General features: G+C 67.1%; 23 protein-coding genes and 1 pseudogene. 12 read left to right on the top strand and 12 right to left on the bottom strand.

Annotated features, from left to right (window positions below; all coding sequences use genetic code 11):
• Nucleotides 1-42 precede the first annotated feature (42 nt).
• Nucleotides 43-279 (bottom strand): helix-turn-helix domain-containing protein, encoded by a 237-nt coding sequence (locus tag BLJ79_RS01020; protein WP_071212802.1) that lies wholly within the window; start codon nt 277-279, stop codon nt 43-45.
• The gene (locus BLJ79_RS01015) at nt 279-908 is read right to left on the bottom strand and encodes a hypothetical protein (RefSeq protein ID WP_139194659.1); all 630 of its coding nucleotides are present in this window, start codon (nt 906-908) and stop codon (nt 279-281) included. The genes BLJ79_RS01020 and BLJ79_RS01015 overlap by 1 nt, the downstream gene beginning before the upstream one ends.
• Before the next feature lie 372 nt (nt 909-1,280).
• Here BLJ79_RS01015 and BLJ79_RS01010 point away from each other — a divergent pair, with 372 nt between their 5' ends.
• Nucleotides 1,281-2,168 (top strand): serine protein kinase RIO, encoded by an 888-nt coding sequence (locus BLJ79_RS01010; RefSeq protein WP_071212800.1) that lies wholly within the window; start codon nt 1,281-1,283, stop codon nt 2,166-2,168.
• Nucleotides 2,169-2,393: 225 nt separating this feature from the next.
• Nucleotides 2,394-2,822 carry a hypothetical protein gene (locus BLJ79_RS01005; protein ID WP_071212799.1) on the top strand — a complete coding sequence of 143 codons (429 nt, stop codon included), beginning with the start codon at nt 2,394-2,396 and terminating at the stop codon, nt 2,820-2,822.
• Here BLJ79_RS01005 and BLJ79_RS01000 read toward each other — a convergent pair.
• Both BLJ79_RS01000 and BLJ79_RS00995 read right to left on the bottom strand, forming a co-directional pair.
• The gene (locus tag BLJ79_RS01000; RefSeq protein WP_071212798.1) at nt 2,803-4,467 is read right to left on the bottom strand and encodes an ATP-binding cassette domain-containing protein; all 1,665 of its coding nucleotides are present in this window, start codon (nt 4,465-4,467) and stop codon (nt 2,803-2,805) included. The genes BLJ79_RS01005 and BLJ79_RS01000 overlap by 20 nt on opposite strands.
• 223 nt (nt 4,468-4,690) lie before the next feature.
• Nucleotides 4,691-5,707, bottom strand: coding sequence for an NAD-dependent epimerase/dehydratase family protein (locus tag BLJ79_RS00995; protein WP_071212797.1), 1,017 nt, complete (start codon nt 5,705-5,707; stop codon nt 4,691-4,693).
• A gap of 140 nt (nt 5,708-5,847) precedes the next feature.
• Here BLJ79_RS00995 and BLJ79_RS00990 point away from each other — a divergent pair, with 140 nt between their 5' ends.
• The 6 genes from BLJ79_RS00990 (at nt 5,848) to BLJ79_RS23210 (ending at nt 13,421) form a co-directional block, all read left to right on the top strand.
• The gene (locus BLJ79_RS00990; protein ID WP_071212796.1) at nt 5,848-6,441 is read left to right on the top strand and encodes a hypothetical protein; all 594 of its coding nucleotides are present in this window, start codon (nt 5,848-5,850) and stop codon (nt 6,439-6,441) included.
• Between the two features lie 69 nt (nt 6,442-6,510).
• Nucleotides 6,511-7,107, top strand: coding sequence for a hypothetical protein (locus BLJ79_RS00985; protein WP_139194658.1), 597 nt, complete (start codon nt 6,511-6,513; stop codon nt 7,105-7,107).
• Nucleotides 7,108-7,453: 346 nt separating this feature from the next.
• Nucleotides 7,454-8,974, top strand: coding sequence for a pyridoxal phosphate-dependent decarboxylase family protein (locus BLJ79_RS00980; RefSeq protein WP_071212794.1), 1,521 nt, complete (start codon nt 7,454-7,456; stop codon nt 8,972-8,974).
• Nucleotides 8,971-10,305 (top strand): lysine N(6)-hydroxylase/L-ornithine N(5)-oxygenase family protein, encoded by a 1,335-nt coding sequence (locus BLJ79_RS00975; protein WP_071212793.1) that lies wholly within the window; start codon nt 8,971-8,973, stop codon nt 10,303-10,305. Before BLJ79_RS00980 ends, BLJ79_RS00975 begins: the two co-directional genes overlap by 4 nt.
• Nucleotides 10,302-12,833, top strand: a complete 2,532-nt coding sequence (locus BLJ79_RS00970) for a GNAT family N-acetyltransferase (RefSeq protein ID WP_071212792.1) — start codon at nt 10,302-10,304, stop codon at nt 12,831-12,833. The genes BLJ79_RS00975 and BLJ79_RS00970 overlap by 4 nt, the downstream gene beginning before the upstream one ends.
• 9 nt (nt 12,834-12,842) lie before the next feature.
• A complete protein-coding gene (locus BLJ79_RS23210) occupies nt 12,843-13,421 on the top strand; it encodes a hypothetical protein (RefSeq protein WP_175475356.1) in 579 nt (192 codons plus the stop codon).
• A gap of 83 nt (nt 13,422-13,504) precedes the next feature.
• Here the strand turns inward: BLJ79_RS23210 and BLJ79_RS00960 are convergent.
• The 6 genes and pseudogenes from BLJ79_RS00960 to BLJ79_RS00935 all read right to left on the bottom strand — a co-directional run.
• A pseudogene (locus BLJ79_RS00960) lies at nt 13,505-14,089 on the bottom strand (GNAT family N-acetyltransferase); the annotation flags it as partial.
• A 41-nt stretch (nt 14,090-14,130) separates the two neighbouring features.
• Nucleotides 14,131-14,835 (bottom strand): tyrosine-protein phosphatase, encoded by a 705-nt coding sequence (locus BLJ79_RS00955; protein ID WP_071212790.1) that lies wholly within the window; start codon nt 14,833-14,835, stop codon nt 14,131-14,133.
• Entirely contained in the window at nt 14,823-15,029 is a 207-nt protein-coding gene (locus BLJ79_RS00950) for a hypothetical protein (protein WP_071212789.1), read from the bottom strand. The genes BLJ79_RS00955 and BLJ79_RS00950 overlap by 13 nt, the downstream gene beginning before the upstream one ends.
• A gap of 175 nt (nt 15,030-15,204) precedes the next feature.
• Nucleotides 15,205-16,077: a 3-hydroxyacyl-CoA dehydrogenase family protein gene (locus tag BLJ79_RS00945; RefSeq protein WP_071212788.1), complete on the bottom strand. Its 873-nt coding sequence runs from the start codon at nt 16,075-16,077 to the stop codon at nt 15,205-15,207.
• Nucleotides 16,074-16,862 (bottom strand): enoyl-CoA hydratase/isomerase family protein, encoded by a 789-nt coding sequence (locus tag BLJ79_RS00940; RefSeq protein WP_071212787.1) that lies wholly within the window; start codon nt 16,860-16,862, stop codon nt 16,074-16,076. Before BLJ79_RS00940 ends, BLJ79_RS00945 begins: the two co-directional genes overlap by 4 nt.
• A 2-nt stretch (nt 16,863-16,864) precedes the next feature.
• On the bottom strand, nt 16,865-18,088 hold the full coding sequence (locus tag BLJ79_RS00935) for a thiolase family protein (protein ID WP_071212786.1): 1,224 nt from the start codon (nt 18,086-18,088) through the stop codon (nt 16,865-16,867).
• Nucleotides 18,089-18,433: 345 nt separating this feature from the next.
• Here BLJ79_RS00935 and BLJ79_RS00930 point away from each other — a divergent pair, with 345 nt between their 5' ends.
• Nucleotides 18,434-19,882 (top strand): MFS transporter, encoded by a 1,449-nt coding sequence (locus BLJ79_RS00930; RefSeq protein WP_083410912.1) that lies wholly within the window; start codon nt 18,434-18,436, stop codon nt 19,880-19,882.
• A 123-nt stretch (nt 19,883-20,005) separates the two neighbouring features.
• Here the strand turns inward: BLJ79_RS00930 and BLJ79_RS00925 are convergent, their stop codons facing one another.
• Nucleotides 20,006-21,457, bottom strand: a complete 1,452-nt coding sequence (locus BLJ79_RS00925; protein WP_071212785.1) for an amino acid permease — start codon at nt 21,455-21,457, stop codon at nt 20,006-20,008.
• Between the two features lie 400 nt (nt 21,458-21,857).
• On the opposite strand from BLJ79_RS00925, the gene BLJ79_RS00920 reads away from it, so the two are divergent.
• The 3 genes from BLJ79_RS00920 to BLJ79_RS00910 all read left to right on the top strand — a co-directional run bounded on the left by BLJ79_RS00920 (nt 21,858) and on the right by BLJ79_RS00910 (nt 25,007).
• Entirely contained in the window at nt 21,858-22,823 is a 966-nt protein-coding gene (locus BLJ79_RS00920; RefSeq protein ID WP_286135221.1) for a 1,4-dihydroxy-2-naphthoyl-CoA synthase, read from the top strand.
• Nucleotides 22,824-22,844: 21 nt separating this feature from the next.
• Nucleotides 22,845-23,984: an AMP-binding protein gene (locus tag BLJ79_RS00915; protein WP_071212783.1), complete on the top strand. Its 1,140-nt coding sequence runs from the start codon at nt 22,845-22,847 to the stop codon at nt 23,982-23,984.
• Between the two features lie 135 nt (nt 23,985-24,119).
• Complete coding sequence (locus BLJ79_RS00910; RefSeq protein WP_071213222.1) at nt 24,120-25,007, top strand: 1,4-dihydroxy-2-naphthoate polyprenyltransferase; 888 nt, start codon at nt 24,120-24,122, stop codon at nt 25,005-25,007.
• A 91-nt stretch (nt 25,008-25,098) separates the two neighbouring features.
• Here BLJ79_RS00910 and BLJ79_RS00905 read toward each other — a convergent pair whose 3' ends face one another.
• The gene (locus tag BLJ79_RS00905; RefSeq protein ID WP_071212782.1) at nt 25,099-25,569 is read right to left on the bottom strand and encodes a hypothetical protein; all 471 of its coding nucleotides are present in this window, start codon (nt 25,567-25,569) and stop codon (nt 25,099-25,101) included.
• Nucleotides 25,570-25,615 lie beyond the last annotated feature (46 nt).

The following is a 25,615-nucleotide window of genomic DNA, read 5'->3' as shown; positions in this document are numbered from 1 at the left end:
GCAACGCCACCTACACAAGGTCGGCAGGCGAGCGTTGGCCTGCTACCGCTCCGGCACGTAGCTGAGCAGTTCCCCGACTTCACAGTCCAGGGCTTTGCAGATCGCCTGCAGCGTGGAGAAGCGCATTGCCCTGGCACGGTTGTTCTTGAGAATCGACAGGTTCACCACGCTGATATCCACCCGCTCGCCCAGTTCGACCAGCGTCATCGACCTTTCTTCAAGCAATTCCCCCAAGTGGCATCTGATCTCGGTGTGGTCCTCGGACTCTTCGCGAGCCACTAAATCAGTCCTGCCGTGTCTTTTTGCATTTCGAGTCCGCGCTTGAATATCTGCGCCGTGGTGAACAGTCCAAGCCCGGCCCAGAGCGGCCAGAAATTCACTTGAAGCGCGAACCCGCTTGGCTCCAGCTGGCCAATGATGTCATTCAGGCTTTCGCGGCCCATGCTGGCCGTATCCCAGTGCGCCCCGACAACTCCCAGCACCTGCTCGGATGCCTGCAACCCCGCAATGCCTTCGAGCACCTGCCAGACCAGCCCGCACACCACAATCACCACGGCCGCGGCGGAGAACCACTTGACGAGCGCCGGCCTGAAGCTCGAATTCTTGAGGTGTCCGTTGCACATGCTGATGACCGCTGCCCCAATGAAAAGTGCCGCAATCCCCTGAAGAAGCTCTCCCGCCCCGAGCAGCCACCGCGTTCCGGATGCCAGTCCCTGGACTTCGACGAGGGCCTCGGTGAATCCACCGGAAACCACCTGAGCGGTTGGCCCCTCCACACCCGCACTTGCGGGGATCTGCGGCCAGAACTCCTGCACCGGCATGCTGATTCTCAGATTGGGACTCATCGCGATCTCGGCAAGCCGGTAGATTGTTGCTCCGCCGGCAATCACCACGTAGGCGATGGCCACCCACCGAGTAAGTCCAACTTCCGGGGTCCCGCCCTTCCGGTGCACATACGGCGCCACAAGCAGTGCCACCAGAAGCGCCATAAGCAACATGACGATAGTTCCCAATATGGACATTGTCCCGGCTCCGCCCCGCTTGATGTAGACCGGGGAGGAAGCTCCCCGGACCTTCATGCAACCATAATGCTTATCGTTATGCTCGGCAATGGCACCCATCCCGACCCAAAGCCCATGATCCCAAGTGATTGACACACGCCAATGAGTTGTGGTGTCCTTGAAGCGACTGCAACAGTAACTACCTGAGGAGGAAACCAATGAGTGTCCCAGCCGTGACCCCGGATCCATGCTTTCCTTCCCACAGGAGTTACTCCAGCAATGCAGAATTACGTAGAAAACAGCTTTCCAGACACCTTTGAACGGCGATCCGCGGGCGCCAACACCAAGCACACCGATCGCGCGGATGACTGGAACTATCTTGACGACCAGCTCTCGGAATCACAGCGCTGGTCAACCTGGCCGGCCACCGAGAAACTCATGCGGGGGCCCTTGCCCTACCCCGAGTTCGTCATCGAAGATGCCGGTGCCATCGACACCGAGCTCGGCGTGCTCAAGACCGGCAAGGAGGCCGACGTCTTCTTGGTCGAGCGGGCCACCTCGGACCAACACGTGTTGTTGGCTGCCAAGCGTTACCGTTCACCGGAGCAGAGGTCCTTCACCCGGTCCTCGACCTACACCGAGGGGCGAAACGTCAGGCGCTCACGTGATGCCCGGGCCCTGAAAAACGGCAGCACCTACGGGCGGCTCGTGGAGGCCTCGCGTTGGGCCAGTTCCGAATGGCAATACCTCCGGCTCTGTTTCGAGGCAGGCGCCCCGGTTCCCTATCCGGTACAGATCATGGGCACGGAAATCMTGATGGAGTTCATCGAGGATCCCGAGGCCCCGGGCGCCGCGGCACCGCGCCTGCAACATGTGCGCCCCGACCCCGAGCGGCTGGTCCGCTACTGGGAACAAATCGTGGACGCCATGAAGGTCTTTGCGCGGCTGGGATTTGCCCATGGGGACCTCTCCCCCTACAACGTGCTCGCCGCCGGGGACCGTATCGTCGTCATCGACTTGCCGCAATTTGTCGACCTTGCGGGGAATGAACGCGGTGTCGGGCTGCTGCAACGCGACTGCCAAAACATCTGCGGCTGGTTCCGGTCGCGCGGCTTGGATGTCGACGGAGAGGAACTGCTGGCCGAACTCATCGCCGAGGCCTGGTAGGCATCCGGAGCCCCGACAACCGCTCCACACCCGCACGGGCTAAATTGGTTCATTCGCCGTGCTGGTATCGGGCACCCATCGGAGCTATCGTTAGCCATCAAAAACGCTTGGGCCGCGCAAACGACACGAAACCACTCGCACCATTCGGCAGGAAAATGCGGCCACGTGGCCACCGCTGGCCCTCACATTCGGTACCTTGAGCAATTCCCAGAAAGGACATACACGTTGCGTACCGCATACAAGGTTATTGCCCACATCATTGCCGCTGCCGTTGTTGTTCAGGCAGCACTGATCGCTTGGTCCATGTTCGGGCTGATCCCCTCGCTGGAATCAGGGACGCTCCCCACCGAGCCCCCGTTGTCAGCGATGCTGCACGGCATGATCGGGATGTACGTCGTTCCGGTACTCGTGCTGGCGCTGGTGGTCGTCGCTTTGCTGGGCCACGCCGGACTCAAGTGGGCCCTGTGGCTCCTTCTGGCCGTGGCAGTGCAGATCACGTTGGCCTTCGTGGCCTTCGAATCGGCATGGGTGGGGCTGCTGCACGGCGCCAACGCCTTCGCCCTCATCGCGCTGGCCGAGGTCGGTGCGCGGGCGGTCGCCCATGCACCAGAGCATGTGCCGGGCACCAAGCATGTCATGCGTCCGGCGACGTAACCGCCCGTTGCATCTCCCATTCACGATCCGTGGCCAGCGCGGCGAGGAATTCCTCGTCGTGGCTGGCCACAACCATGGCACCGCCAAACGACTCGAGCGCCGAGAGCAACTGCTCGATCGTGGCCATGTCCAGGTTGTTCGTCGGCTCGTCGAGCAGCAGGAGCTGGGGAGCGGGGTCGGCCAGCAGGATCATCGCCAGGGCAACCCTGAATCTTTCACCACCTGACAACTGCAAGACCGGTTCATCGACCCGGCTCCCCCGGAAGTGGAATGCCGCCAGCTTCTCCCGCAAGGTCCCCGGCTCCACGCCCGGCGCCGCCAGACGCAGGTTCTCCAACATGCCCAGCCCGTCATGGAGGCCTGCCCAGCCGTCGGATTCCGCTGCGCCAAGCCGCTGGCGCAGGAAACCGGTCGGCACCTTGGCCGCGGCCTCGATCTGGCCCAGCAACGTCGACTTCCCGACACCGTTGCCACCGGCCAGCCCAATGCGTTCGGGCCCCCGGATCGCGAGCACCGAGTCCTCCGCCAGGGGCTCGGCGTGTTCGAGCACGGCCCCGCGGGAGATCGCGGAGACCGGGATTTCGACGATGCCGCGTCCCGCCGGAACGCGGGTGTCCGGAAGGTCGATGGCGATACGCAGGTCAACCGGCACCGCCTCGCGTGCGGCAGCCAGTTCCGCTGCAGCATCCGCTTCATGCGATTTCATGATGCCCCGGTTTTTGGCGGCGGACACCTCGGCCTGGTTGCGCAGCGAGTTGGCCAGGATCTTGGGCATCGATTCGGCGGCCTTCCTGCCTTGCTTGGCCCGCCTGGCGATCTTTGTCTCGGCCTCGCGGCCCTGGCGCTTCTCGATGGCCAGTTTTCGGCGGGCGTCGCTGAGACGGCGCTCGGCGCTGTCCCCCTCGTGGCCCAGGGCCTCGGCCCTGGAATCCCAGTCCCCGAAGCGCACCAGGTCGAACTTCTCGGCCCGCAGTGCCCGGACATTCACCGGCCGCAATTCCGCCAGCGAGTCGAGGAGCCGCAGCAGCGTCTTGTCGTGGGTGGAGACCACCAGGGTTCCGGGATGGCGCTGCACCATGTCGTAGAGGCGGTGGCGGGCGGTCCGGTCAAGGTTGTTCGTCGGCTCGTCCAGCAGCATGATGCCGGCGCCGCGGAGTTCGACCCCCGCCAGGCCCACGGCCATGGTTTCGCCGCCGGAGAGCGTACCCACGGTGCGCGTCAGGAATTCCGGGGCGACCGGCACCTCCAGATATCCGTTCAGCAGCGCCGACGACCGCTCCTCCAGGTCCCAGTCGTCACCGACGGCTTCCAGGTCGAGTTCCAGGTTCTCGGTGGTGTTCGCCAGGACGCGCTGCAGCGCAGCGAGCTTGGTGGCGATTCCCATGAGGTCGGCCACGCTGCGGCGGGTGTCAAGGACGATGTCTTGCGCCAGGTAGGCGGGTTGCGAGTCAGTGTGGATGGCGCCCCGAACGGGTGCCAGTTCGCCGGCGATCAGCCGCAGGAGCGTTGACTTGCCCGAGCCGTTGGGCCCGATCAGCCCGGTGGTTCCGCGCGAAAACGTGGTGGAGAGCCCTTCGAAGACGGTGCCGCCGTTGGGCCAGGAATAGCCGAGGCGGTCAATGACGATGGGGTTGTGGTGCTGCATGGTTGTTCTCGTTTCGACGGTGGATGCGCCGAAACATCACCATGGCCTCGATCTTGCCCCGGCATCGGGGTGGAGGGCATGGGGGTCCTGGCGCGGTTAGGCGAAGGCGAGAACTACAAGCACGTCATGTCCGTTCGTAGACAATGGGACCATTCAATCCTGCTGCCCACCGGTGCCGGGTGTCAAACGTCCGCGCCCCGGGCACCGGGACGGAGCCGGATTCTCAGCGAGCCAGGAGCCGCTGTTCTTCCGCCGCGGTGAGCCCGGAGCTCAGCGAATCCACATCGGTTTCCCCTCCGGAACGGACGATGTCTTCAAACGTCTGCCGCAGGCTCCGCCGGCGCAACCCCAGCTGCAGGGCACGGGCATCCGAGCGGCGGGCAAACCCTGCATATCCGTCGCCCGGCGGCAGCAGAAGCGGCAGCGATGTGGGACCCGCCCACGGATTCACACCGTCCGCCGCCATCCTGGACACGTCGTAGCCAACCACTTGGTGTTCGGGCGCCGGCCGCCCGTTGGAGGCTGCCACGGTTGCGGCCGCTTCCCGGGCCATCTCCAGCGCCTGGCCCAGGCGGTGCGCCTCGCCCACGGCGTTGACGTATCCGTGTTCCCCGGCCAGGCCCGCGTCGAGGATGAAGGCGGCGAGGTCGCGCACATCGATGATTTGCACATGGGCTTCCCCGTCGGGTGCCTTCGGGACGAGGACCGGATCCCGGCGTTCGGCGAAGCGCAGCGGCCAGTAGGTGCTGCGTCCACTCGGGTCCCCGGGACCGCCGATCAACCCGGGACGGACAACCAACGCCCCGCCGTTGCGATACCGGACGCTCACTTCCTCGCATGCGGACTTGGCCCGCCCGAAATCCGCATCCTCCCCGTCCTCCGCTCCGGGCAGCGGTTCGGCGGTCCTCGCGGTCTCGTCGGCGCCGGGTTCGGACTGGAGGTCATAGACCGAACACGAGGATATGAAGACCCAGTTCCCGGCCGATCCGCCAAGGTGTTGCACCGCCTCCCGTGCGAAAGGCGGCCTGTCGGTGAGCTCGATGACCAGGTCCCAGGCCCGGCCCGCCACCTGTTCGTAGGCGTCAGGTGCTTCGCGGTCGGCGATCACGGCGCGGACACCAGGGGTAAAAGGCTTGGTGCCGCGGGCCAGCGCGGTCACCGAGTGTCCGCGGTCCAGCGCCTGGAGGGAAATGGTTTGCCCCAGCCACCCGGTCCCGCCCAACAACAGAATCTGTTTCATGCTTCGAGCCAACAGCGCGCCCGGTCCAGCGGCAAGGCCTCTTCGTTCTTGGCGTAGGAACGCCCCGAGGGAATCCGACACATTGCAAGGATGGGTTGCCGAAGCGAGCGGGTACCGGGCGGCGCAGATAAGGTGAGGCCATGAAGCGTTTTTCGGGATTGATCGCAGCATTGGCCGGCCTTGGCCTCTTGCTGGCGGCCTGCGTGCCGATTGACGGGAACACCTCCGTCCCGACACCCGACGAATCCACGAGCTCCACCGGCGACACCTATGTGCCGCCCGTCGAAGCGCCGCGTGAGGATCTGCCGCTGCAGGAATACAGCACCATCGACCTCGACCAGCGGATCGCCAAGCTGCCGCACTCGATGGCCGCACCCCAGATCCAACAGGGATTGCACCCCATCGACTATGGAGTCCCGGGCAGCGAACAGGTGCTTTTGGCAGAGCAATTGACCGCAAGCAGCCGTTTTGCACTGCCCCGGGAAAACCCGGGCGACATGGTCCTCATCGAGGTGGCCTGCTCGAAGAGCATCGGCTTCGAGGTCATGCTCTTCGACATTAACGGGGCCCCGCTGGGCGGCGGCTCGTCATCGGAGTGTTCGCCCGGCGGGCCCAGCGGCTTTGGGATCGGCATCCGGGGCAACCCCCAGCTGGGCCAGGTGCAACTCGCCTTTGACCGGGAATCCGGGATGGAACTCAGCGTCGTGACCCTCACGCGCGCTGAAGGGCAGTGAATCCCGAATGATGCGGGATCGAACCCACTAAACCGCCCACACGCCGAAGCATGCGTATAGGGTCAGGTCATGAACCGTTTTTCGATGGTGGTTGCGACCCTGGCCGGGCTGGGGCTGTTGTTGACGGCCTGCATGCCGATTGACGGGAGCAACGATGCCCCGGAGCCTTCCTCCTCGAGCGGCGGAAACCACGATGCACACCCGCTGCCCATCCAGGTGACCGAAACACCGGTGCCCCTGCAGCCGTATTCCGCGGACGGGCTGAGAAAGCGAATCTCGCAGCTGCCGCCTTCCATGGCCGCCCACCAGATCCAGCAGGGCCTGCACCCGCTCGACGATGGCGAACCGGGCAGCGAGCACGTGGTGCTGGCCGAACGCTTCTCATCCAGCATGGACTTTGAACTGCCCCGCAATCTCACCAGCGACCGCATCAGCGTTGAATTGACCTGTTCAAGGTCAGTACCGCACGCTTTCTCGGTCATCGACGGCAATGGGCGGGAAACAGGCGGCAGCAGCAGCGTGGGCTCATGCGGTTCCGAGGGTCCCAGCGGCATGCGTGCCGGCCTGCGGGAAACCCAGGAAGCCGGGCAGATACAGGTCCGCTTCGAGGGTGAATCCGACATGGTGCTCAGCGTGGTCGCCTACACCGGTACGCAAGAGGACTGAAGAACCCCAAGGCCGCACCCGGTCTCCGGGCGCGCATTCCATTCATGGTGGACGCGCGCAACCTTTGAAGGTGCCGCTTCCCGACGCCGCCATGCCTTGTCAACGCCAGGCCTCTTCCTTGGTTCCTTCCGAATTGTTACACCCGGCAATTGGCGTCCTGCGGTCATTTCCGGGCACGCAGAAACACGACGGCCACTTTGGGCCGTCCGACATGGAATTTTTGGTTGCTTGTTGAACTTAAGTTGCATTAGCTCCCGCCACTGTGTCTTTAATATCTGGTCACGAGTTAGGTAAGCATAACCTTTCCATCTCGCATCGTGGCAGTCACCGATATTGAAGGAGCCCCATGACGCCCCAACGTCAACTGGCGCAATCCCTGTCCTCCCCTGCTGACCTTGCTGCCGGGCAATTGCTCACCAGCGATACCGCCGAAAGAATGGCCGAGGAGTTCGCCTCCGCAGCCCGGCTTGCGGCCCGAACGATTGCCGGAGCCACGGGCCCCACCACCGGGCCCCGCCCGGAAGCCCTGCGCGCCCGGCTCGACGCCGTGGACCTGCGCACACCGCTGGGCAGCACGGCCGCAGCCCTGGAAGAGGCCACCGAGCTGTACCTGCGAGATGCGGTCTACTTCCACCATCCGCGCTACGCCGCCCACCTGAACTGCCCTGTCGCCCTGCCAGCAATTGCCGCCGAGGCCCTGGTCACCACGGTGAACACCTCGATGGACACCTGGGACCAAAGCGCCGGCGCCACCCTCATCGAACAGCGGCTCGTCGACTGGGCAGCCGGCCTGGCCGGGCTGGGCCCGGACGCCGACGGCGTGTTCACCAGCGGCGGCACCGCCTCGAACCTCCAGGCCATGCTGCTGGCCCGCAACACCGCGGTGGCAGGGGCCCCGGGGTCGCTGCCCGAGCGCCTCGCCGGACTGCGCATCTATGCCTCCGCCGACAGCCACTTCAGCATCTCCACCTCCGCGTCCCTGCTGGGGCTGGGCGCCGAGGCGGTCGTTGCCATCGAGTGCGACGCGCTCCACCGGATGGACGCCTCCGCCCTGCGGCGCGCACTGGAAAAGGACAGAGCGGCCGGGCTGCGCGCCATGGCCATCGTGGCCACCGCCGGGACCACCGACTTCGGCTCCATCGACCCGCTGGTGGCCATCGGCTCCCTGGCCGCCGAACACGGGGCCTGGTTCCACGTCGATGCCGCCTACGGTTGCGGGCTGCTGGCCTCGCGGCGACACCGCGGGATGCTTGCCGGGATCGAGGCAGCCGATTCGGTGACAGTCGACTTCCACAAGTCCTTCTTCCAGCCCATCGGATCCAGCGCAATCCTGGTCCGCAACCGGGCGGCCCTTGCGTTGGTCTCGCACCACGCCGAGTACCTGAACCCCGCCGCCGAGGCCGGGCGCACCCCCAACCAGGTCGACAAGTCCCTGGCCACAACCCGCCGCTTCGACGCCCTCAAGCTCTGGGTGACGCTGCGCGCGCTGGGCACCGAGGCGATCGGGCAGATGTTCGACTCGGTCATGGACCTCGCGGCCGCCGCCGCAGCGATGGTTCAAGCGCACCCCGAGCTCGAGCTCGCCGCCGAGGTGCAATTGAGCACCGTGGTCTTCCGCTACGTGCCGTCTGGCCCCGAAGCCGCCACGGACACCGCGACCGAGCCGCTGGCCAACGCCATCCGCACGGCACTCTACGACTCCGGGGCAGCCATGGTCGCTGCCACGACCATCGACGGGGTGCGCCACCTGAAACTGACGCTGTTGAACCCGAACACCACGCACGGTGACGTCGCGGGAATCCTCGATGCCGTGGTGTCCCGCGGCCGGGCGATCTGCCAGATGCGCACCGGGATGGCTGCCGCATGAGCGCGCCGATTCACGACCGAATCTGGGATGCCGTGGGCATCGGCGCCGGCCCCTTCAACCTCGGCTTCGCGGCGCTGGCGGACACCGCGCCGGGGCTCGAGGTGCTGGTGCTTGAGCGCGCCGAGGAATTCGCCTGGCACCCGGGCATGATGCTCGAGGGGACCCACCTGCAGGTTCCCTTCATGGCCGACCTGGTCACCATGGCCGATCCCGCCCACCCGCTCTCCTTCCTGAACCACCTGAAGGACACCGGACGCCTCTACCCGTTCTACATCCGTGAGAACTTCTACCCGCTGCGCGAGGAATACAACAACTACCTGCGCTGGGCGGCCGCCCGCCTGCCCTCGGTGCGCTTCGGTGCGCACGTGGCCGCGGCCCGCTACGCCGACGGCCTGTACGAGCTCGACGTGCACACCGGCGACGGCGTCTCCACCGTGCGCACCCGCCGCCTGGTGCTGGGCACCGGCACCACCCCGCACCTGCCCGCTTCCGTCCCCGCATCCGTGCTGGGAACCGGGGCCGCGGTGCACAGCAGCGGCTACCGTCCCGCCCGCGCAGCGATCGCCGCGGGCTCCCGCATCGCGGTGGTGGGCAGCGGACAGAGCGCCGCGGAGGTCTTCGCCGACCTGCTCGGGACCCTGGGTCCGGAGCAGCACCTGCAGTGGGTGACCCGCTCCGCGCGCTTTTTCCCGCTCGAATACACCAAGCTGACCCTGGAGATGACCTCACCGGAATACATCGACCACTTCCACGGGTTGCCGCAGGGCACCCGCGACGCGCTTTCGGCCAGCCAGAAGGGCCTGTACAAGGGCATCAACGCCGAGTTGATCGACGAGATCCACGAGCTGCTCTACCGCCGCCAGGTCTCCGGGCACGCCCCGGCCACCCTCCGCGCTGCCACGTCCCTGCAGGGCATCGAACACCGCGACGGCGCCCTGGAGATGCTGCTGCGCAACCAGGACGACGGCGGGGAGTTCTCCACCGTGGCCGACACCATGGTGCTGGCCACCGGCTACGCCTACCGCGAGCCGGCCTTCCTGGCCGGGCTCGGGGAGCGCATCAACCGATTTGCCGACGGCCGGCTGGATGTTGACCGGAACTACGCGGTCAACAACGACGGCGACGTGCTGGTGCAGAACGCCGAGCTGCACACCCACGGCTTCACCGCCCCCGACCTCGGCATGGGCGCGTACCGCAACTCCGTGATCATCAACCGGATCCTGGGATACGAGCACTACGCGGTGGAAAAACGCATCGGGTTCCAGTCCTTCGGCAGCCCCGCCACCGCCCCCGCATCGCCCTCCCCCACGCTCGAAGGAGCCCACGCATGATTTTCACGCCCGCCATCGTCCTTCCCCCGGCCCGCCGCACCGCGCCGGCGGCCACCGACTTCACCCTCCGCCGCTTCGATCCGGGAACCGACGCCGCCTTGCTGCACGGATGGGTGAACACCGAGCGGGCCCGCTACTGGGGCATGATCGGCACGACCGTCCCCGAGGTCCGCGCCGCCTACGAGCAGCTCGACGGCTCGGCGCACCACCACGTGCTGCTGGGCCTGCTGCCCGCCCCGCGCGGTGCGGCCGAACCGGAACCGATGTTCCTGCTCGAGCACTATGCCCCGGAACACTCGGCGCTGGCCGGCCGCTACGCCCACCGGCACGGCGACACCGGCATGCACCTGCTGCTCGCCGGCCCCGGGGACGGCAAGGCCCTGCCGGGCTTCAGCGCCGCGGCCATGGAGGCGGCGCTCGCCCACCTCTTCGCGGATCCGGCGGTGCTGCGGATCGTGGTCGAGCCCGACGCCGCGAACACCGCCGTCCACTCGCTGAACTCCCGGCTGGGTTTCCGCCCCGCCGGCCGGATCGAGCTGCCGGGCGGGGACGACACCCCGGCCAAGACCGCGCTGCTTTCGATCTGCACCAGGGCGGACTTCGCCGCCGCGACGGCCCGCCCCGCAAGTGCCGCCGTGCACTTGTCCCCCGGCCGCTGGGAGAACGCCAACCGCCACCTGCTGGCCAAGGCGATTGCCGAGTTCACCCACGAGCGGCTGCTGGCCCCCGTGCCCGCGGACGGCGGCTGGTCCGTGGGCACCGGAACCCACACATACCGCTTTTCCGCGACCGTCCACGCCCTGGAGCACTGGGTCATCGACCCGGATTCGCTGGAAGCCACCGTCAACGGGGAGCCTGCGGCCCCGGACGCCGCCGCCTTCGTGCTGGCCTTCCGCGACACCCTGGGCATGCCCGACGCCCAGCTGCCGGTGTACCTCGAGGAAATCACCAGCACCCTGGCTTCGCACTGCTACAAGCAGCTGCACTCCACGGCGAGCGCGGCAGAGCTGGCCGCCGGGACCGGGGACGCGGTCGCCGACTTCCAGCGCACCGAGGCCGCGATGACCGAGGGGCACCCGTGCTTCGTGGCCAACAACGGCCGGCTGGGCCTGGGCGCCACCGGCTACCTGGACCACGCCCCGGAGACCGGGGCGGCCCTGGCCCTGCAGTGGATTGCCGCGCACGGCTCCCGCGCCAGCTACAGCACGCTGCCCGGGCTGGATGTCGAGACGCTGCTGCAGGACGAGCTCGGTGCCCGGCAGCTGGCGCGCTTCCGGGCACGGATCGCCGAGGCCTGCGCGGCCAGCGGCCTGGACCCGGAGGACTTCGTGCTCATCCCGGTCCACCCCTGGCAGTGGGAGCACAAGCTCTCCGTCGGTTTCGCCGGGGATGTCGCCAGCGGGCACCTGGTGCATCTGGGTGCCGGGGCGGACCTCTACCAGCCGCAGCAGTCGATCCGCACCTTCTTCAACCGCAGCGCGCCGACGCGCCACTACGTGAAGACCGCCCTGTCGGTGCTGAACATGGGCTTCATGCGCGGGCTCTCGGCCGCCTACATGGAGGGCACCCCGGCCATCAACGCGTGGCTGACCGGCATCTTCGCGAACGACGCGGAACTGGCCCGCGGCAACGTGGGGCTGCTGCGCGAGATCGCCGCGGTCGGCTACGCCAACCCGCTCTACGAGGCTGCCGGCCCCGATGCCCCGCAGCGCAAGATGCTGGCCGCGCTCTGGCGCGAGTCCCCCGCCGGGTCGATCGCGCCCGGGCAGCAGCTGGCCACCATGGCCTCGCTGCTGCACGTGGATTCGGCCGGCGCCTCGCTGGCCGCCGCGCACATCCGCCGCTCGGGGCTCGCGGCCACCGACTGGCTGGCCCGCTACTTCGACGCCTACCTGGTGCCGCTGGTGCACTGCCTGTGCCGCTACGACCTGGCGTTCATGCCGCACGGGGAAAACGTCATCCTGGTGCTGGAGGATTCGGTCCCGGTAAAGGTGCTGCACAAGGACCTGGCCGAGGAGGTCGCGGTGCTCGGGGACCGGCAGCCGCTGCCGCCCCAGGTCGAGCGGATCCGTGCCGCGGTCCCGGACGCCGAGCGCCGGCTGGTGGTCTTCACCGACATCGTCGACTGCTTCCTGCGCTTCCTCGCGCCGCTGCTGGCCCGCGAGGGGATCTGCAGCGAGGATCGGTTCTGGGACACCGCCGCACGCAGCCTGCGCGACTACCGCGACCGGCACCCGGAGACGGCCGCGGCGTTCGATGCGCTGGACCTCTTTGCCGCGGACTTCGAGCTCTCCTGCCTGAACCGGCTGCAGCTGCGCAACAACGCGCAGATGCTGGATCTCACCGACCAGTCCGGCGGGCTGATCTACGCCGGCACCCTGGCCAACCCGCTGGCCGGCGCGGGCGCTGAGACCCGGCCGGGGCCGCCTTCGGGCGGTCCCGGCCAGCCGCCGCCGTCCGTTCCCCTCCGCCCAGATGATGCCCAAACGTTATTGTGCGCTTGCCGCTTGGCCCGCTCCAACGGCTAGGCTCAAACGATGAAACGGTATCTGACCACTGCGTTGGCGGCAGCGCTTCTGGCTTCGGCGACAACCGGCTGCGTCCCGCTGGAGCTGCCGCCACCGGCCTCCTCCCCGGTCGCCGAGCCGCTGCCGCTCGAGCCGGTACCCGGCACCCCGGTCCCGGACCTGAAGACCTACTCCGCCGAGGGACTCGCCGAGCGGGTGTCGGGCCTCTCGAAAAGCTCCCCCGCCCGAGCGATGCTCGAGGGCACTTTCACCTACGACTCCGCCGTTCCCGGGTCCGTGCAACTGCTCTATGCCGAAAAGTCCGACGGCGGCCAGCGTGCCATCATCCAACTGGACGACGAGGCCAACGCCATCGGGCACTACGTCTGGTGCGCCGAGGACGCACGGTACAGCCTCGATATCGCGGACGGCACCACGGGCAGCGACTACGGAGGCGCTTCCAGTACCTGCAACACCAGCGGTTCCTCGGGAGGCTCCGGCGGCCTGCCCGACGGCGTCGGGTCGGTCTTCGTCGATTTCGCCCCCTCCGCCGAGGTATCGGCGGAGGTCATCGTGTTCAGCTACACGCGGGCGCCGTTCGACGGCTGACCGCCGGCTGCCGGGGTCGCGCTTCCCGTTCCCGCGGCGGGACCCGGTGGTTCCGTCCTCCGCTGCACCTGGTTGCCCAGGTGCCTGGCCAGCCGGTGTTCGAGTCCGGCACGGACCTGGGGCCATTCGGGGGCGATGATCGAGTACACGCAGGTGTCGCGCAGCGATCCGTCGGCCGTGCGCCGGTGCGCGCGCAGCACCCCGTCAAGCTTGGCACCCAGGCGCTCGATTGCGGCGCGGGAGGCCATGTTCATCCAATGCGTGCGGAACTCCACGGCCGGGCAGCCCAGGACCTCGAAGGCATGGGTGAGCAGCAGGAGCTTGGAGTCGACGTTCGTGCCGGTTCCCCGCACCGAGGCCCGGTTCCACGTCGAGCCGATCTCCACCCTGGGCAGCACGGGGTCGATGTCCATGAAGGTGGTCATGCCCAGCACCACGGAATCGGCATTGCGCCGGGTGACGAAGGGCAGCATCGAGCCGGCCTCCTGCAACGCCAGCCGGCGGTCGATCTCCGCGCCCATCTGCTCCGGCGACGGTACCGCCGTATACCAAAGTTTCCAGACCTCGCCGTCGCGCACGGCCGCCACCAGTTCGTCGTGGTGGGATGGGGCCAGCGGTTCGAGCGTGACCAGCGAACCGGCCAGCGTCACGGGAACAATCTGAGTCATCTATTCAGCCTACGGCGCGCGGGCTCCGGATGCCGGGAAATTCAGGTGAGCCGGTTCTTGATCGCTTCGAGCTCCGTCTCGCTGAGCCCGTGCTCCCGCAGGAAGTCTTCGACGCGCAGCGAGGCGACGAACTCCCCCAGCGCCCGGAGCCGTTCGTGCAGCGGGCCGAGGAGGTCTTGTTCCTCGAGGTAGGACTCGTGAGGGTGCTTGTAGGCGCTGATCCTGTGCCAGTCGTTGATCCCGCGCAACGCTGCCTCGTATTGGGGTTCGAGCAGGTCTTCGCGGCCCACCAATTCGAGCAGCATCGAGACGATCAGCCCGGTGCGGTCCCGTCCCGCCGAGCAATGCAGCACGATCTTGCCCTCGGCCGCGGCGATCTGGTGGAACACCTCGGCAATCCGTTCGGGGAAGAACGCGAGGTTCTCCGGATACATGCGCGGGTGGTTCATGTAGGGCACCGCGAGCGCCTCGAACTCCGGGTGGCCGGGCTCCTCGGTGGGGGAATTGATGATGCTGATCCCCGCCTTGGCGGCCTCGTCGACGTCGGGATCGGTGTGCCGGCGGGTCCGTTCGCCGGGATTGCGCAGGTCGATGACGGTGCGCACCCCGTCGGCGTAGGCCTGCTGCCACCCGGTGGTGGTCAGCCACTCGCTGCGTCCCATGCGGTAGATCTTCCCCAGCACCTGGCGCGCGTTCACGGCGCCTTCCCATCTCGGCTGGTCCATCGAATTGCTCACTGATTCCATGCTCCATCCTGCTCCCGGAAGCCGAACTCCGGCACCACCGCGTGGCGGGCCTGCCCGTCCCGGGGAAATTCCAGCTCCGCCGAGACCAGCCCGAAAACGTCCGCGAAGGCGGTGCACAGGTGGTCGATGAAGCGGCTTTCGAACTCCGGCGCGTCCCCGGCCGGGACCCCGATACGCATGGTCAGCGCCTGCATCTGCGGATCTTCCCCTCCCCCGGACGACAACCTGATGGCCCGCCGTGCGGGCCTTGTTCCACGCTACCGAAGATCTCCCGCGGTTTCCCGCATGGCCCGGCCCACGGGCAGGCAAGGGCCGGTGCCCGGAGGGGCGATGGAACGCCTCCGGGCACCGGCTGCGCGGTTCGGCGAACTACCTGGCGTCGTTCCAGTCGTAGAAGCCCTTGCCGGTCTTGCGGCCCAGGTGGCCCGCCTCGACCAGGTCGCGCAGGATCTGCGGCGGGGCGAAGCGGTCGCCCAGGGTCTCGTGCAGGTATTCGGCAATGCCCAGGCGCACGTCCAGGCCCACGATGTCGGTGGTCTTCAGCGGCCCGGTCGGGTGCTTGTAGCCCAGCACCATGGCGTTGTCGATGTCCTCGGCGCTTGCGACGCCCTCTTCGACCATGCGCATGGCCTCCAGCGCGATCGCCACGCCCAGGCGAGAGGAGGCGAAGCCGGGGGCGTCGTTGACGACCACCGCGGTCTTGCCCAGGGCCTTGACCCAGCCGCGGGCCGCCTCGATCACTTCTTCGGAGCTCTGCTTGGCGATGACCACCTCGATCAGGGTCGAGGCCGGCACCGGGTTGAAGAAGTGCAGGCCCAGGAAGTTTTCCGGGCGCTGCAGCTCGGCGGCCAGTCCGCTCATCGACAGCGAGGAGGTGTTCGAAGCCAGGATCGCATCGGGCGCGAGGTTTTCCTCGACCCTCTGCAGCGAGGAGACCTTCAGGTCCCAGATTTCCGGGACCGCCTCGACCACGAGGGACCGGTCGGCGAAGTCGGCGTAGTCCACCGAGACGTGCAGGCGCGAAGCCATCTCGCCGAGGTTCGCATCGGTGGCGCCGCGCTCGATCGACTTCGCCGCGGCCGATTCGACGCGCTCGCGCGCCGCGATGGCCGAAGCCTCGTCGCGCTCGACGACCAGCACATCGCACCCGTTGACCAGGAACGCGTGGGCGATGCCTGCGCCCATGCGTCCGCCGCCGAGCACACCGACCTTGGCGGGGAGTGAATTGGGGAGGGTTGTCATTGCTTCTTCTTCCTGTCCAGGAATTCCTGCATGCGGTCGAACTTGGCCTGGGACTCGAAGAGCATCCCCTGGGCCAGGGTGTCGATGACGGGGTGCGCCTCGCGCGGGGCGTGGAACACCGACTTGGTGATGCGCACGGCCAGCGCGTCCTGCTTGCCGATGCGGTCGGCCAGTGCGGAGGCGGCCTCCAGCAGGTCCTTGCCCTCGACGAGTTCGGTGATCAGCCCGACGCGCAGGGCCTCGTCGCCCGTGAGCACCTTCCCGGCCAGCAGGATCTCCTTGGCGACGGGTTCGCCCACGAGCTCCTTCAGCCGCCAGGTGGCTCCGGCTGCGGCCATGATGCCGAGCCCGGTTTCGGGGTTGCCCATGCGCAGCTCGGGGGTGCCGATGCGGAAGTCCGCCGCGTACGCCAGTTCCGCCCCGCCGCCCAGCGCGAACCCGTCCAGGGCCGCGATGACCGGCATCGGCAGCTTGGCGAGCCTGTCGAAGATGCCCGAGTTGATCCCCGCCAGCGCATCGTCGCGCCGGCGCATCCGCAGCTGGGCGATGTCGGCGCCGGAGGCGAAGATGCCCTTGGTGCCGGTGCCCGGGTCCGCCGGGGTGCCGGAGAGCACCAGGACCTTCGGGGTGGCCTCCAGGTAGGCGCACACCGCGTGCAGCTCGTCGACCATCAGCTGGTCGATGGCGTTTTTGACCTCCGGGCGGTCAAGCCGGACATAGAGCCGGTCGTCGAATTCGGTGAGCTTCAGGGTCGTGAAACCGGAAGGCTCCAAGCGCTCCGCCATGCCTAGACCCCCTCGATGAGCAGCGCGGCGCCCTGGCCGACGCCCACGCACATGGTGGCCAGGCCCAGCTTGGACCCGCCTTCCTGGACTTCGCGCTGCAGGCGTCCCAGCAGGGTGATCACGATGCGGGAGCCCGAGGACCCCAGTGGGTGGCCCAGCGCGATGGCCCCGCCGTCCCGGTTCACGATTTCCGGATCCAGCCCCAGTTCGCGCATGGAGGCCAGCGACTGCGAGGAGAAGGCCTCGTTGAGCTCCACGGCGGCGAGCTCCCCGACGGTGCGGCCGGAGCGCTCCATGACCTTGCGGGTGGCAGGGACCGGGCCGACGCCCATGATCTCCGGGGCCAGGCCGGCGGAGGCGCCGTCGATGATGCGGGCGCGCGGGACAAGGCCGTACTTCTTGATGGCGGCCTCGGAGGCGACGATGATGGCCGAGGCGCCGTCGTTGAGGGTGGAGGCGTTGCCGGCGGTGACCACGGTGCCGCCCTTGACGACCGGGCGCAGCTTGCCCAGCACCTCCATGGTGGTCCCGGGGCGCGGCCCCTCGTCGGTGTCCACGACGACCTCGCCCTTGCGGGTCTTCACGGTGACCGGGACGATCTCGTCCTTGAAGCGGCCCGCCTCGATGGCGGCAAGCGCGCGTTCGTGGGAGCGCACGGCAAAGGCATCGCAATCCTCGCGGGAGGTGCCATAGACGCGGGCGACTTCCTCGGCCGTTTCGGGCATCGAGAAGGTGGCCTTGCCCTCGCGGGACAGCTCGCCGGAGAGGAATTCGGGGTTCGGGAAGCGCCAGCCGATGGAGGTGTCGTAGCTGGCGCCCGGCTTGGCGAAGGCCTTGTCGGGCTTCTCCATGACCCAGGGGGCGCGGGACATGGACTCGACGCCGCCTGCGACGACGATGTCCGCGGCACCGGCCTTGATCATGTGGCTGGCCATGGTGATGGCGCTCATGCCGGAGGCACACAGGCGGTTCACGGTGATGCCCGGGACTGAATCCTCGAAGCCGGCCAGCAGCCAGGCCATGCGGGCGACGTTGCGGTTTTCCTCGCCGGCGCCGTTGGCGTTGCCGAAGATGACCTCGTCGACGTCGGCCGGGTCTATGCCGGCGCGCTCGACGGCGGCCTTGATGGCGATGGCCGCCAGGTCGTCCGGGCGCACGCTGGACAGCGCCCCGCCGTAACGTCCCACCGGTGTGCGGGCTCCGCCCACCAAGAATGCCTCGGTCATAACAACTCCTTTGTCATTCGGTGCACGCCCAGGTCCGCCCGATGGTTTGCCCAGCGGAAGGAACCGTTCGTACACCGTTTTTTGGCCCCGATTGCCGCTCCCTGAGCGGGAACGGCCGAATAACCGACCATTCGTTCACTAATACAATCCCATCTTGCCACAAGCGGGGTCAACCACCCGGCAAGCAAACTTTTCGGGTTGACCACGCCAAATCCCTGCCGTATCGTCTTCCACTTGACCGACTCCGGGCCCTGCCCGGATCGTGGACCGTCACCGTCCAGGCCTTGCACATGGATTTGGACGGGCATCCGGTCGACGGAAAGCTGAATAGCAAACGGAGCAGTAATGCAGCCGGAAAACAGCCAACCCAACCAACTAAATAACACCACACCGGTGGCATCCCAGGCCACCAACCCGGTGGATTTCGGCGAAGACATCGGCCCGGATCTGTCCACCACCGCCGGCCGCAGCGAAATCCGCAAGGCAACTGCCGCCTCGGCCATGGGAAACCTCACCGAATGGTTTGATTACGGCGTCTATGCCGTGGCAGTGACTTACATCACCTTCCACTTTTTCCCCACCGAGGGCGGAACCCTCATGGCGCTGGGGACCTTCGCGCTCTCATTCCTGGTCAGGCCGCTCGGCGGCCTGGTGTGGGGACCGCTGGGCGACAAGCTGGGCCGCAAGCACATCCTGGCCCTCACCATCCTGATGATGTCCCTGGCAACCTTCTTCATCGGCATCCTGCCGACCTTTGAACAGGTCGGCATCCTGGCACCGGTAATGCTGGTCCTCCTGCGCATGGTCCAGGGCTTCTCCACCGGCGGGGAATACGGCGGTGCCGCAACATTCATGGCCGAATACTCCCCGGACAAGAAGCGCGGCTTCTTCGGGTCGTTCCTGGAATTCGGGACCCTCGGCGGCTTCGCCCTGGGCACGGCCGTGATGCTGGGCTTCCAGGTCGCGCTGAGCGACGAGGCAATGATGGACTGGGGCTGGCGCGTACCGTTCATGATGGCCCTGCCCATGGGCCTGATCGGCCTCTACCTGCGAAACAAGCTGGAGGACACCCCGGTCTTCCAGGAACTCGAAGAGCGCGGCGAGGTCCAGGAATCAAGCTCGCTGCGCACGCTCATCCGCGGCTACTGGCGCCCGATGCTCATCATGAGTGGCCTGGTCATCGCCCTGAACGTCGTGAACTACACGTTGTTGAGCTACATGCCGACCTATCTCGAGGGCCAGCTGGGCCTCGACCCGAAGGCGTCCCTGATGGTGATCTTGGTCGGTGAGGTCGCGATGATGGCCGTCATCCCCTTTGCCGGATCGCTCTCGGACAAGGTGGGTCGAAAGCCCCTGTGGTTCGCGTCGCTGATCGGCCTGTTTGTGCTGGCCCTGCCGCTGTTCTGGCTGATGGGCAGGAGTTTTCCGCTCGCAATCCTCGGCTTCGCCATCCTGGGCCTGCTCTACATCCCGCAACTGGCCACCATCACGGCCACCTTCCCCGCCATGTTCCCGTCCCATGTCAGGTTCGCCGGCTTTGCCGTGACCTACAACGTGGCAACCGCGATCTTCGGCGGCACCGCGGCCATAGTCAACGAGGCAGTCATCAACGAGACCGACTTCCTGCTGTTCCCGGCCGTCTACATGATGGCGGCCTGTGCCATCGGTCTGGTCGCCACGCGGTACCTGCCCGAGACCGCTGGTGCCTCGCTGCGCGGAACCGAGCTTCCGGACGCCCACCAGACCGGCATCCTGGCCGACACCGACGCAGAGGCCCTCGCTCGCCGGTCCTAGCTTGGCCCGGCCCTTCCCCCGGGCAACGGCGTCGGAAACAACGGTGGGTGGGTGGTTCCCAAGATTTCCTTGGGAACCACCCACCCACCGTTTTGCCGTTTGCGCTCCGGCGTGGACGAGGCCCTACGAGTAGAGTTCGCTCTTGGCCGTGTTGTGCTTGGCCTTCTGCCAGCCGATCCAGAGGCCGACCGCGATCAGCGGGATGCAGCCAATGGTGTAAAGGCCCAGGTGGAAGACCTCCCCGTCCGTGCCGACCATGGTGTCAAAGCCGATCAGCACCGTGATGATGGCAAGCGCCACCAATCCCGCCCAGCTGGTGTACGGGGAACCGGACATCGGGAGCTTGGAGACCTTGCCCTTCTTCCTGCGCAGCATGATCTGGCAGGCAAAGATCGAGGCCCAGGTGAACAGCACGCCGATCGAGGCGGTGTTCAAGGCGAGGTCGAACGCGTACGATCCGCCAAGCCAGATGTTCAGCATGACGCCAACGAAGTAGACCGCGGCAATCGCCCAAATGGCGGCGTAGGGCACGTAGCGCTTGTTCATCTTGGTGAGCCACTGCGGCGCGTGGCCGTTGTTGGCCATCGCGCGGAAGACGCGGCCGATCGAGTAGATCCCGGAGTTGCAGGAGCTCAGCGCGGCGGTGATGACGATGAAGTTCATGGCGCTGCCGATCCAGCCCCAGCCCAGCTGGTCGAAGACCGTCACGAACGGGCTCTCGCCGGCCTTGTAGTGGTTCCACGGAAGGATCATCGCCAGCAGGGTGACCGAGCCGACGTAGAAGACCACGATGCGCACCACCACTGCGCGGATGGCCGCGGGGACCTCCTTTTCGGGATCCTCCATTTCGCCGGCGGTGATGCCCACCAGCTCAATGCCGTTGTAGGCGAAGATCACTGCGTTCAGGACCAGGATGGAGATCAGCACGCCACGCGGGAACATGCCACCTTCGGAGGCGAAGAGGTTGCTCACCGCTGCGTGTCCGTCGCCGATCTGCGCATTGGTGACCACCAGGTAGATGCCGATCAGCAGGAAGAGCACGATCGCGGCAACCTTCAGGAAGGACGCCCAGAATTCGAACTCGGCAAAGGCCTTGGCGCTAAAGAGGTTCACGGCCACCAGCAGGCCCAGGGCGCACAGCGCCGCGGCTTCCACCGGGACGCCGGGGAAGAAGTAGGTGAAGTACAGGCCGATGGCGATCAGCTCGGCAATGCCGGTCATGACCCAGTTCAGCACGTACATCCAACCGGTGAGGAAGGCACCCTTGGCGCCGAACAGCTCACCGGCGTAGGAAACGAAGGAACCCGAGGACTGGCGGTACATGATCAGCTCGCCCAGGGCACGCATCAGGAAGTAGGCGATCAGGCCGGCCAGCGCGTAGGAGAAGATCAGGGCCGGGCCGGTCGAGGCCAGGCGACCACCGGCGCCCATGAACAGGCCCACGCCAATGGYGCCGCCCATGGCGATCATCTGGACGTGGCGACGGGTCAGCGTCTTCTTGTAGCCTTCGGCAGACAGTTCCGCGACCTTGGTGGACACGGGGTGCTGGTGCTCTCGTACGTTGTGTGGTTCCAACGTGTAACTCCTTTGGTGACTCAATCAACCCGCATGGGTAACACGGGGAGTACACCCGGTCAGACCCGTTTCAGGGCGCCCGATCACACACTTAAGCGGGGGTGCAGATGGCAAACTTACCGTATTTTTCATCACAACATGAAGTCGAATGTGGAGTGGAGCACAGCGGCGCAACGCGGTGCACACCATCCCGGTTAACACAAGCATCCAAGTGGGGGCGCACTTTGACGAAGGTCACACTGTCAAGGAAAACATCAATATTAATTGTTGAACAGTTTCACTGCCAATCCGCGACCAGTACCTTCACGCGACGGCATTGCCGGGGTGCACCCGACACCCAAAGCGCCGCCCATCACCGCCCTTTCGCCCCGGGGCCGCCCAGCGGATAGCATTCATGGTTGTGAGCACCGTTGAATCCACCCCCCAGTTTCCAGCCAAGGTTTCCGACATCTTCGACCCCGTGCGCTGGCGCGTTGTCGAGGGCTTCGACCTTGAAGACATGACCTACCACCGGCAGGTCGAACGCGACGCCGAGGGCGCCATCGTCCGCGACCTGCCGACCGTGCGCATCGCCTTCAACCGCCCGGAGGTCCGCAACGCGTTCCGCCCCGGCACGGTCGACGAGCTCTACCGCATCATGGACCACGCCCGCATGAGCTCGGATGTGGCCACGGTGCTGCTCACCGGAAACGGCCCCTCCCCCAAGGACGGCGGGCACTCGTTCTGCTCCGGCGGCGACCAGCGCATCCGCGGCCGCGACGGCTACCGCTACGCCGAGGGCGAGACCGCCGACTCGATCGACCCGGCACGCGCCGGGCGCCTGCACATCCTCGAGGTCCAGCGCCTGATGCGCACCATGCCCAAGGTGGTCATCGCCGTGGTCAACGGCTGGGCCGCCGGCGGCGGGCACTCGCTTCACGTCGTCTCGGACCTGACCATTGCTTCCCGGCAGCACGGCAAGTTCAAGCAGACCGACGCCACCGTCGGCTCCTTCGACGCCGGCTACGGCTCGGCGTTGCTGGCCCGCCAGGTCGGGCAAAAAAACGCCCGATCGATCTTCTTCCTCGCCCGCGAGCACTCCGCCGAGGACATGGTGGCCATGGGTGCGGTCAACGAGGCGGTGGACCACGAGCGACTCGAGGAAGTCGCCCTGGAATACGCGGCCGACATCGCACGCCAGTCCCCGCAGGCGGTCCGCATGCTCAAGTTCGCCTTCAACCTGGCCGACGACGGGCTGGCCGGCCAGCAGGTCTTCGCCGGCGAGGCCACCCGCATGGCCTACATGACCGACGAGGCCGTCGAGGGACGGGACGCCTTCCTGCAAAAGCGCGACCCCGACTGGTCCGGCCACCCGTACTACTTCTAAGGCCGAGGACCCCCACCACCCATGAATCCAGATTCCGCGCTCGCTGCCTTGTCCGCCTCGCTCAACGAGGACGGTCCCGCGGTGGAAATCCTGCCCGGCACCACGAACAACGACTATCGGGTGAACCCCGTGGACGCGGCGCAGCTGAAGGGCCTGGAAGACATCGCGGCGGTGGTGCGCACCTCGGGTTCCACCGGAACGCCGAAGCGCACCGCGCTCTCGGTCCAGGCCCTGGCCACCTCCTCCATGGCCACGGCCGAATACCTGGGGTTCGAGGGCCAGTGGCTCCTGGCCCTGCCGCTGCACTACGTTGCCGGGCTCGCGGTGCTCACCCGCAGCCTCTACGCCGGGACCCGCCCCTGGGCCATGGACCTGGACACCAGCTTCGATGCCGCCGGATTCAACGAGGCGGCCTCCGCCCTGACCGACGCCAGGCGGCTTGTTTCCCTGGTACCCACGCAGCTGCAGCGCCTGCTCACCGACCCGACCGATGAGACGCTGGCGACGCTCAAGCGCTTCGATGCGATCCTGCTCGGCGGGGCGCGCGCGCCGCGGGCCGTTCTGGACGCGGCGGCCAAGCACTCGCTGAAGCTCCACCTCACCTACGGCTCCAGCGAGACCGCCGGCGGCTGCGTCTACGACGCCCGCGCCCTGCCCGGGGTCCAGGTGAAAACCGTCGACGGACGGATCTGGCTGGGTGGGACCACCATCGCCTCAGGCTACCTCGGCAACCCGGAACTGACGGCGAGGCACTTCAGCGTCGATGATTCCGGCGTGCGCTGGTACACGACCGAAGACCTGGGCAGCTACACCGACGGCGTGCTGTCGGTGACCGGACGGGCGGACGACGTGATCATCACCGGCGGGGTGAAGGTCTCCGCCGCCGAGGTCCAGCACGTCCTGGAATCCGTGCCCGGTGTTTCGGCGGTGGCCGTGGTGCCGGTGCCCGATGCCCAATGGGGCCAGCAGATCGGTGCCGCCTATGCGGGCAACGCCGCCGCGGAGTCCTTGGCCGCCGCGGTGCGCCAGGCGCTCGGAGCCGCGGCGGTGCCCCGGCGGATGCTCAACCTGCCGTCGTTGCCGCTGCTGCCCAACGGCAAGGTCGACCGGATGCTGCTTGCCTCGCGCCTGGCTGCCGTCTTGGACCAGCCAGCCAGTTGATGCGGTTCCGGGGCCCGGATCCGCTCGATTCACTGTGGATCCAACCCCCGCCGGGCTCCCCGGAATTTCTCCCCTGCCCGCGGGCAAGGGAGAATGAGGGCTGCATGTTTTATCCAAGCAGCGAGAGGATTGATGGTGGCTACGATTGCCCAGTGGGTGGCGGGGGCACGCCTGCGCACCCTGCCCATTGTGATTGCCCCGGTGGTCATTGGAACCGCGGCCGCCGTGGACACCACGGGAAAGCTCGCCTGGCTCGAAGCCGTCCTGGCCCTGGTGGTGGGCCTGTTGCTGCAGGTCGGGGTGAACTACTCCAACGACTACTCCGACGGGATCCGCGGCACCGATGACGTTCGAGTGGGCCCGCTGCGGCTGACCGGCTCCGGTCTGGCCAACCCGACCACGGTCCGCAACGCGGCCTTCGCCTGCTTCGGGCTGGCCGGCATCGTCGGCGCATTCCTCGTGGTGTACACCGGTTCCTGGCCGCTGCTGCTCGTTGGCGTCGCGGCCATCGTCGCGGCATGGGGCTACACCGGCGGCAAGAACCCCTATGGCTACCGGGGACTGGGCGAGGTGTTCGTCTTCATCTTCTTCGGCCTCGTGGCCACCCTGGGCACCGCCTACACCCAGGCCCACCAGCTCACCCTGCCGGCCTACATCGGCGCCGTGGGCACCGGACTCATCGCCACCGCCCTGCTGATGGCCAACAACATCCGCGACATCCCCACCGACAAGGACGTCGGCAAGATGACCCTGGCCGTGCGGCTGGGCGATGAGGCGGCACGCATCAGCTACGTGATGATGCTGGCCGTGGCCATCCTGCTGCCGCTGGTGCTGGTGTCCACCCATCCGTGGATGTGGCTGATCCTGCTCACCGCGTTGCTGGGCGGCATGCCGAGCTGGACCGTGCTGCGCAGGCACGAGCCCGGCGCCCTGATCCCGGTGCTCAAGCAGACCGGCATCATCAACCTTGCCTACGCCGCGTTGTTCACCGTGGCGATCGTGATGGACAAGGCCCTGGCCTAGGGACCCCGAACGATCCACCAACCGAGGTGACGGGCCCGGCCGCGAAAGCGGCCGGGCCCGTTGCGTGCCACCGGCCGGTGCCGGCACGGGGTCATCCCCAGGTGGTTGGCCGGCGGAAGGCACGGCCCCTCAGGAAAGCCGCGGCCCTGCCGATGGCCGCGCAGGCACCCAGCACTGCCCAGAAGAGGAGCGGGTATGGTTCCACGATCTCGGCGTACCGGATCAACAGGCCCGCCGGCAGCAAGGTGAAGAAGACGAAGAACGCCGCCACGTGCAGCCAGGGAACCTGCACCCTGCGCAGCAGCCGGTCCAGCAGCAGTGCCAGCGGGAGCCCGGCCAACAGCGCCACGACCAGGCTCGCCACGGCAAACATCGGCCAGAAATCGACATTGTCCAGCTGCCCGCTGTAATGCTCGTCCGACCTCGCATCCCAGTCCACGGCCAGCGCCAAGGCCAAACCAAGCCAAAGTCCAACCGTGACAAGCCAACCCTTCCCGACGGCGTACCAGTCAAAGGAAGAGCGGGCCCGTTTGGAGCCCTTGGGTTGGTGTTTGACGTCCATCGGAAAATCGCCTCTCGGGAGCGGGTTCGGCGGAGGAACCGCAACC

The sequence above is a fragment of the Arthrobacter sp. UCD-GKA genome (genome assembly GCF_001863355.1).
Lineage (GTDB): Bacteria > Actinomycetota > Actinomycetes > Actinomycetales > Micrococcaceae > Paeniglutamicibacter.
This window is presented reverse-complemented; position numbering and strand designations above follow the sequence as displayed.

What these genes read in the sequence shown, in the direction of transcription:
- BLJ79_RS00975 (WP_071212793.1), top strand. Translation starts at nt 8,971, where the DNA reads ATGAGCGCGCCGATTCACGACCGAATCTGGGATGCCGTGGGCATCGGC.
- BLJ79_RS00950 (WP_071212789.1), bottom strand. Translation starts at nt 15,029, where the DNA reads ATGCAGGCGCTGACCATGCGTATCGGGGTCCCGGCCGGGGACGCGCCG.
- BLJ79_RS00915 (WP_071212783.1), top strand. Translation starts at nt 22,845, where the DNA reads ATGAATCCAGATTCCGCGCTCGCTGCCTTGTCCGCCTCGCTCAACGAG.
- BLJ79_RS23210 (WP_175475356.1), top strand. Translation starts at nt 12,843, where the DNA reads ATGAAACGGTATCTGACCACTGCGTTGGCGGCAGCGCTTCTGGCTTCG.
- BLJ79_RS00970 (WP_071212792.1), top strand. Translation starts at nt 10,302, where the DNA reads ATGATTTTCACGCCCGCCATCGTCCTTCCCCCGGCCCGCCGCACCGCG.
- BLJ79_RS00980 (WP_071212794.1), top strand. Translation starts at nt 7,454, where the DNA reads ATGACGCCCCAACGTCAACTGGCGCAATCCCTGTCCTCCCCTGCTGAC.
- BLJ79_RS01000 (WP_071212798.1), bottom strand. Translation starts at nt 4,467, where the DNA reads ATGCAGCACCACAACCCCATCGTCATTGACCGCCTCGGCTATTCCTGG.
- BLJ79_RS00995 (WP_071212797.1), bottom strand. Translation starts at nt 5,707, where the DNA reads ATGAAACAGATTCTGTTGTTGGGCGGGACCGGGTGGCTGGGGCAAACC.
- BLJ79_RS00940 (WP_071212787.1), bottom strand. Translation starts at nt 16,862, where the DNA reads ATGGCGGAGCGCTTGGAGCCTTCCGGTTTCACGACCCTGAAGCTCACC.
- BLJ79_RS00985 (WP_139194658.1), top strand. Translation starts at nt 6,511, where the DNA reads ATGAACCGTTTTTCGATGGTGGTTGCGACCCTGGCCGGGCTGGGGCTG.
- BLJ79_RS00905 (WP_071212782.1), bottom strand. Translation starts at nt 25,569, where the DNA reads ATGGACGTCAAACACCAACCCAAGGGCTCCAAACGGGCCCGCTCTTCC.
- BLJ79_RS00935 (WP_071212786.1), bottom strand. Translation starts at nt 18,088, where the DNA reads ATGACCGAGGCATTCTTGGTGGGCGGAGCCCGCACACCGGTGGGACGT.
- BLJ79_RS00930 (WP_083410912.1), top strand. Translation starts at nt 18,434, where the DNA reads ATGCAGCCGGAAAACAGCCAACCCAACCAACTAAATAACACCACACCG.
- BLJ79_RS00955 (WP_071212790.1), bottom strand. Translation starts at nt 14,835, where the DNA reads ATGGAATCAGTGAGCAATTCGATGGACCAGCCGAGATGGGAAGGCGCC.
- BLJ79_RS00945 (WP_071212788.1), bottom strand. Translation starts at nt 16,077, where the DNA reads ATGACAACCCTCCCCAATTCACTCCCCGCCAAGGTCGGTGTGCTCGGC.
- BLJ79_RS00990 (WP_071212796.1), top strand. Translation starts at nt 5,848, where the DNA reads ATGAAGCGTTTTTCGGGATTGATCGCAGCATTGGCCGGCCTTGGCCTC.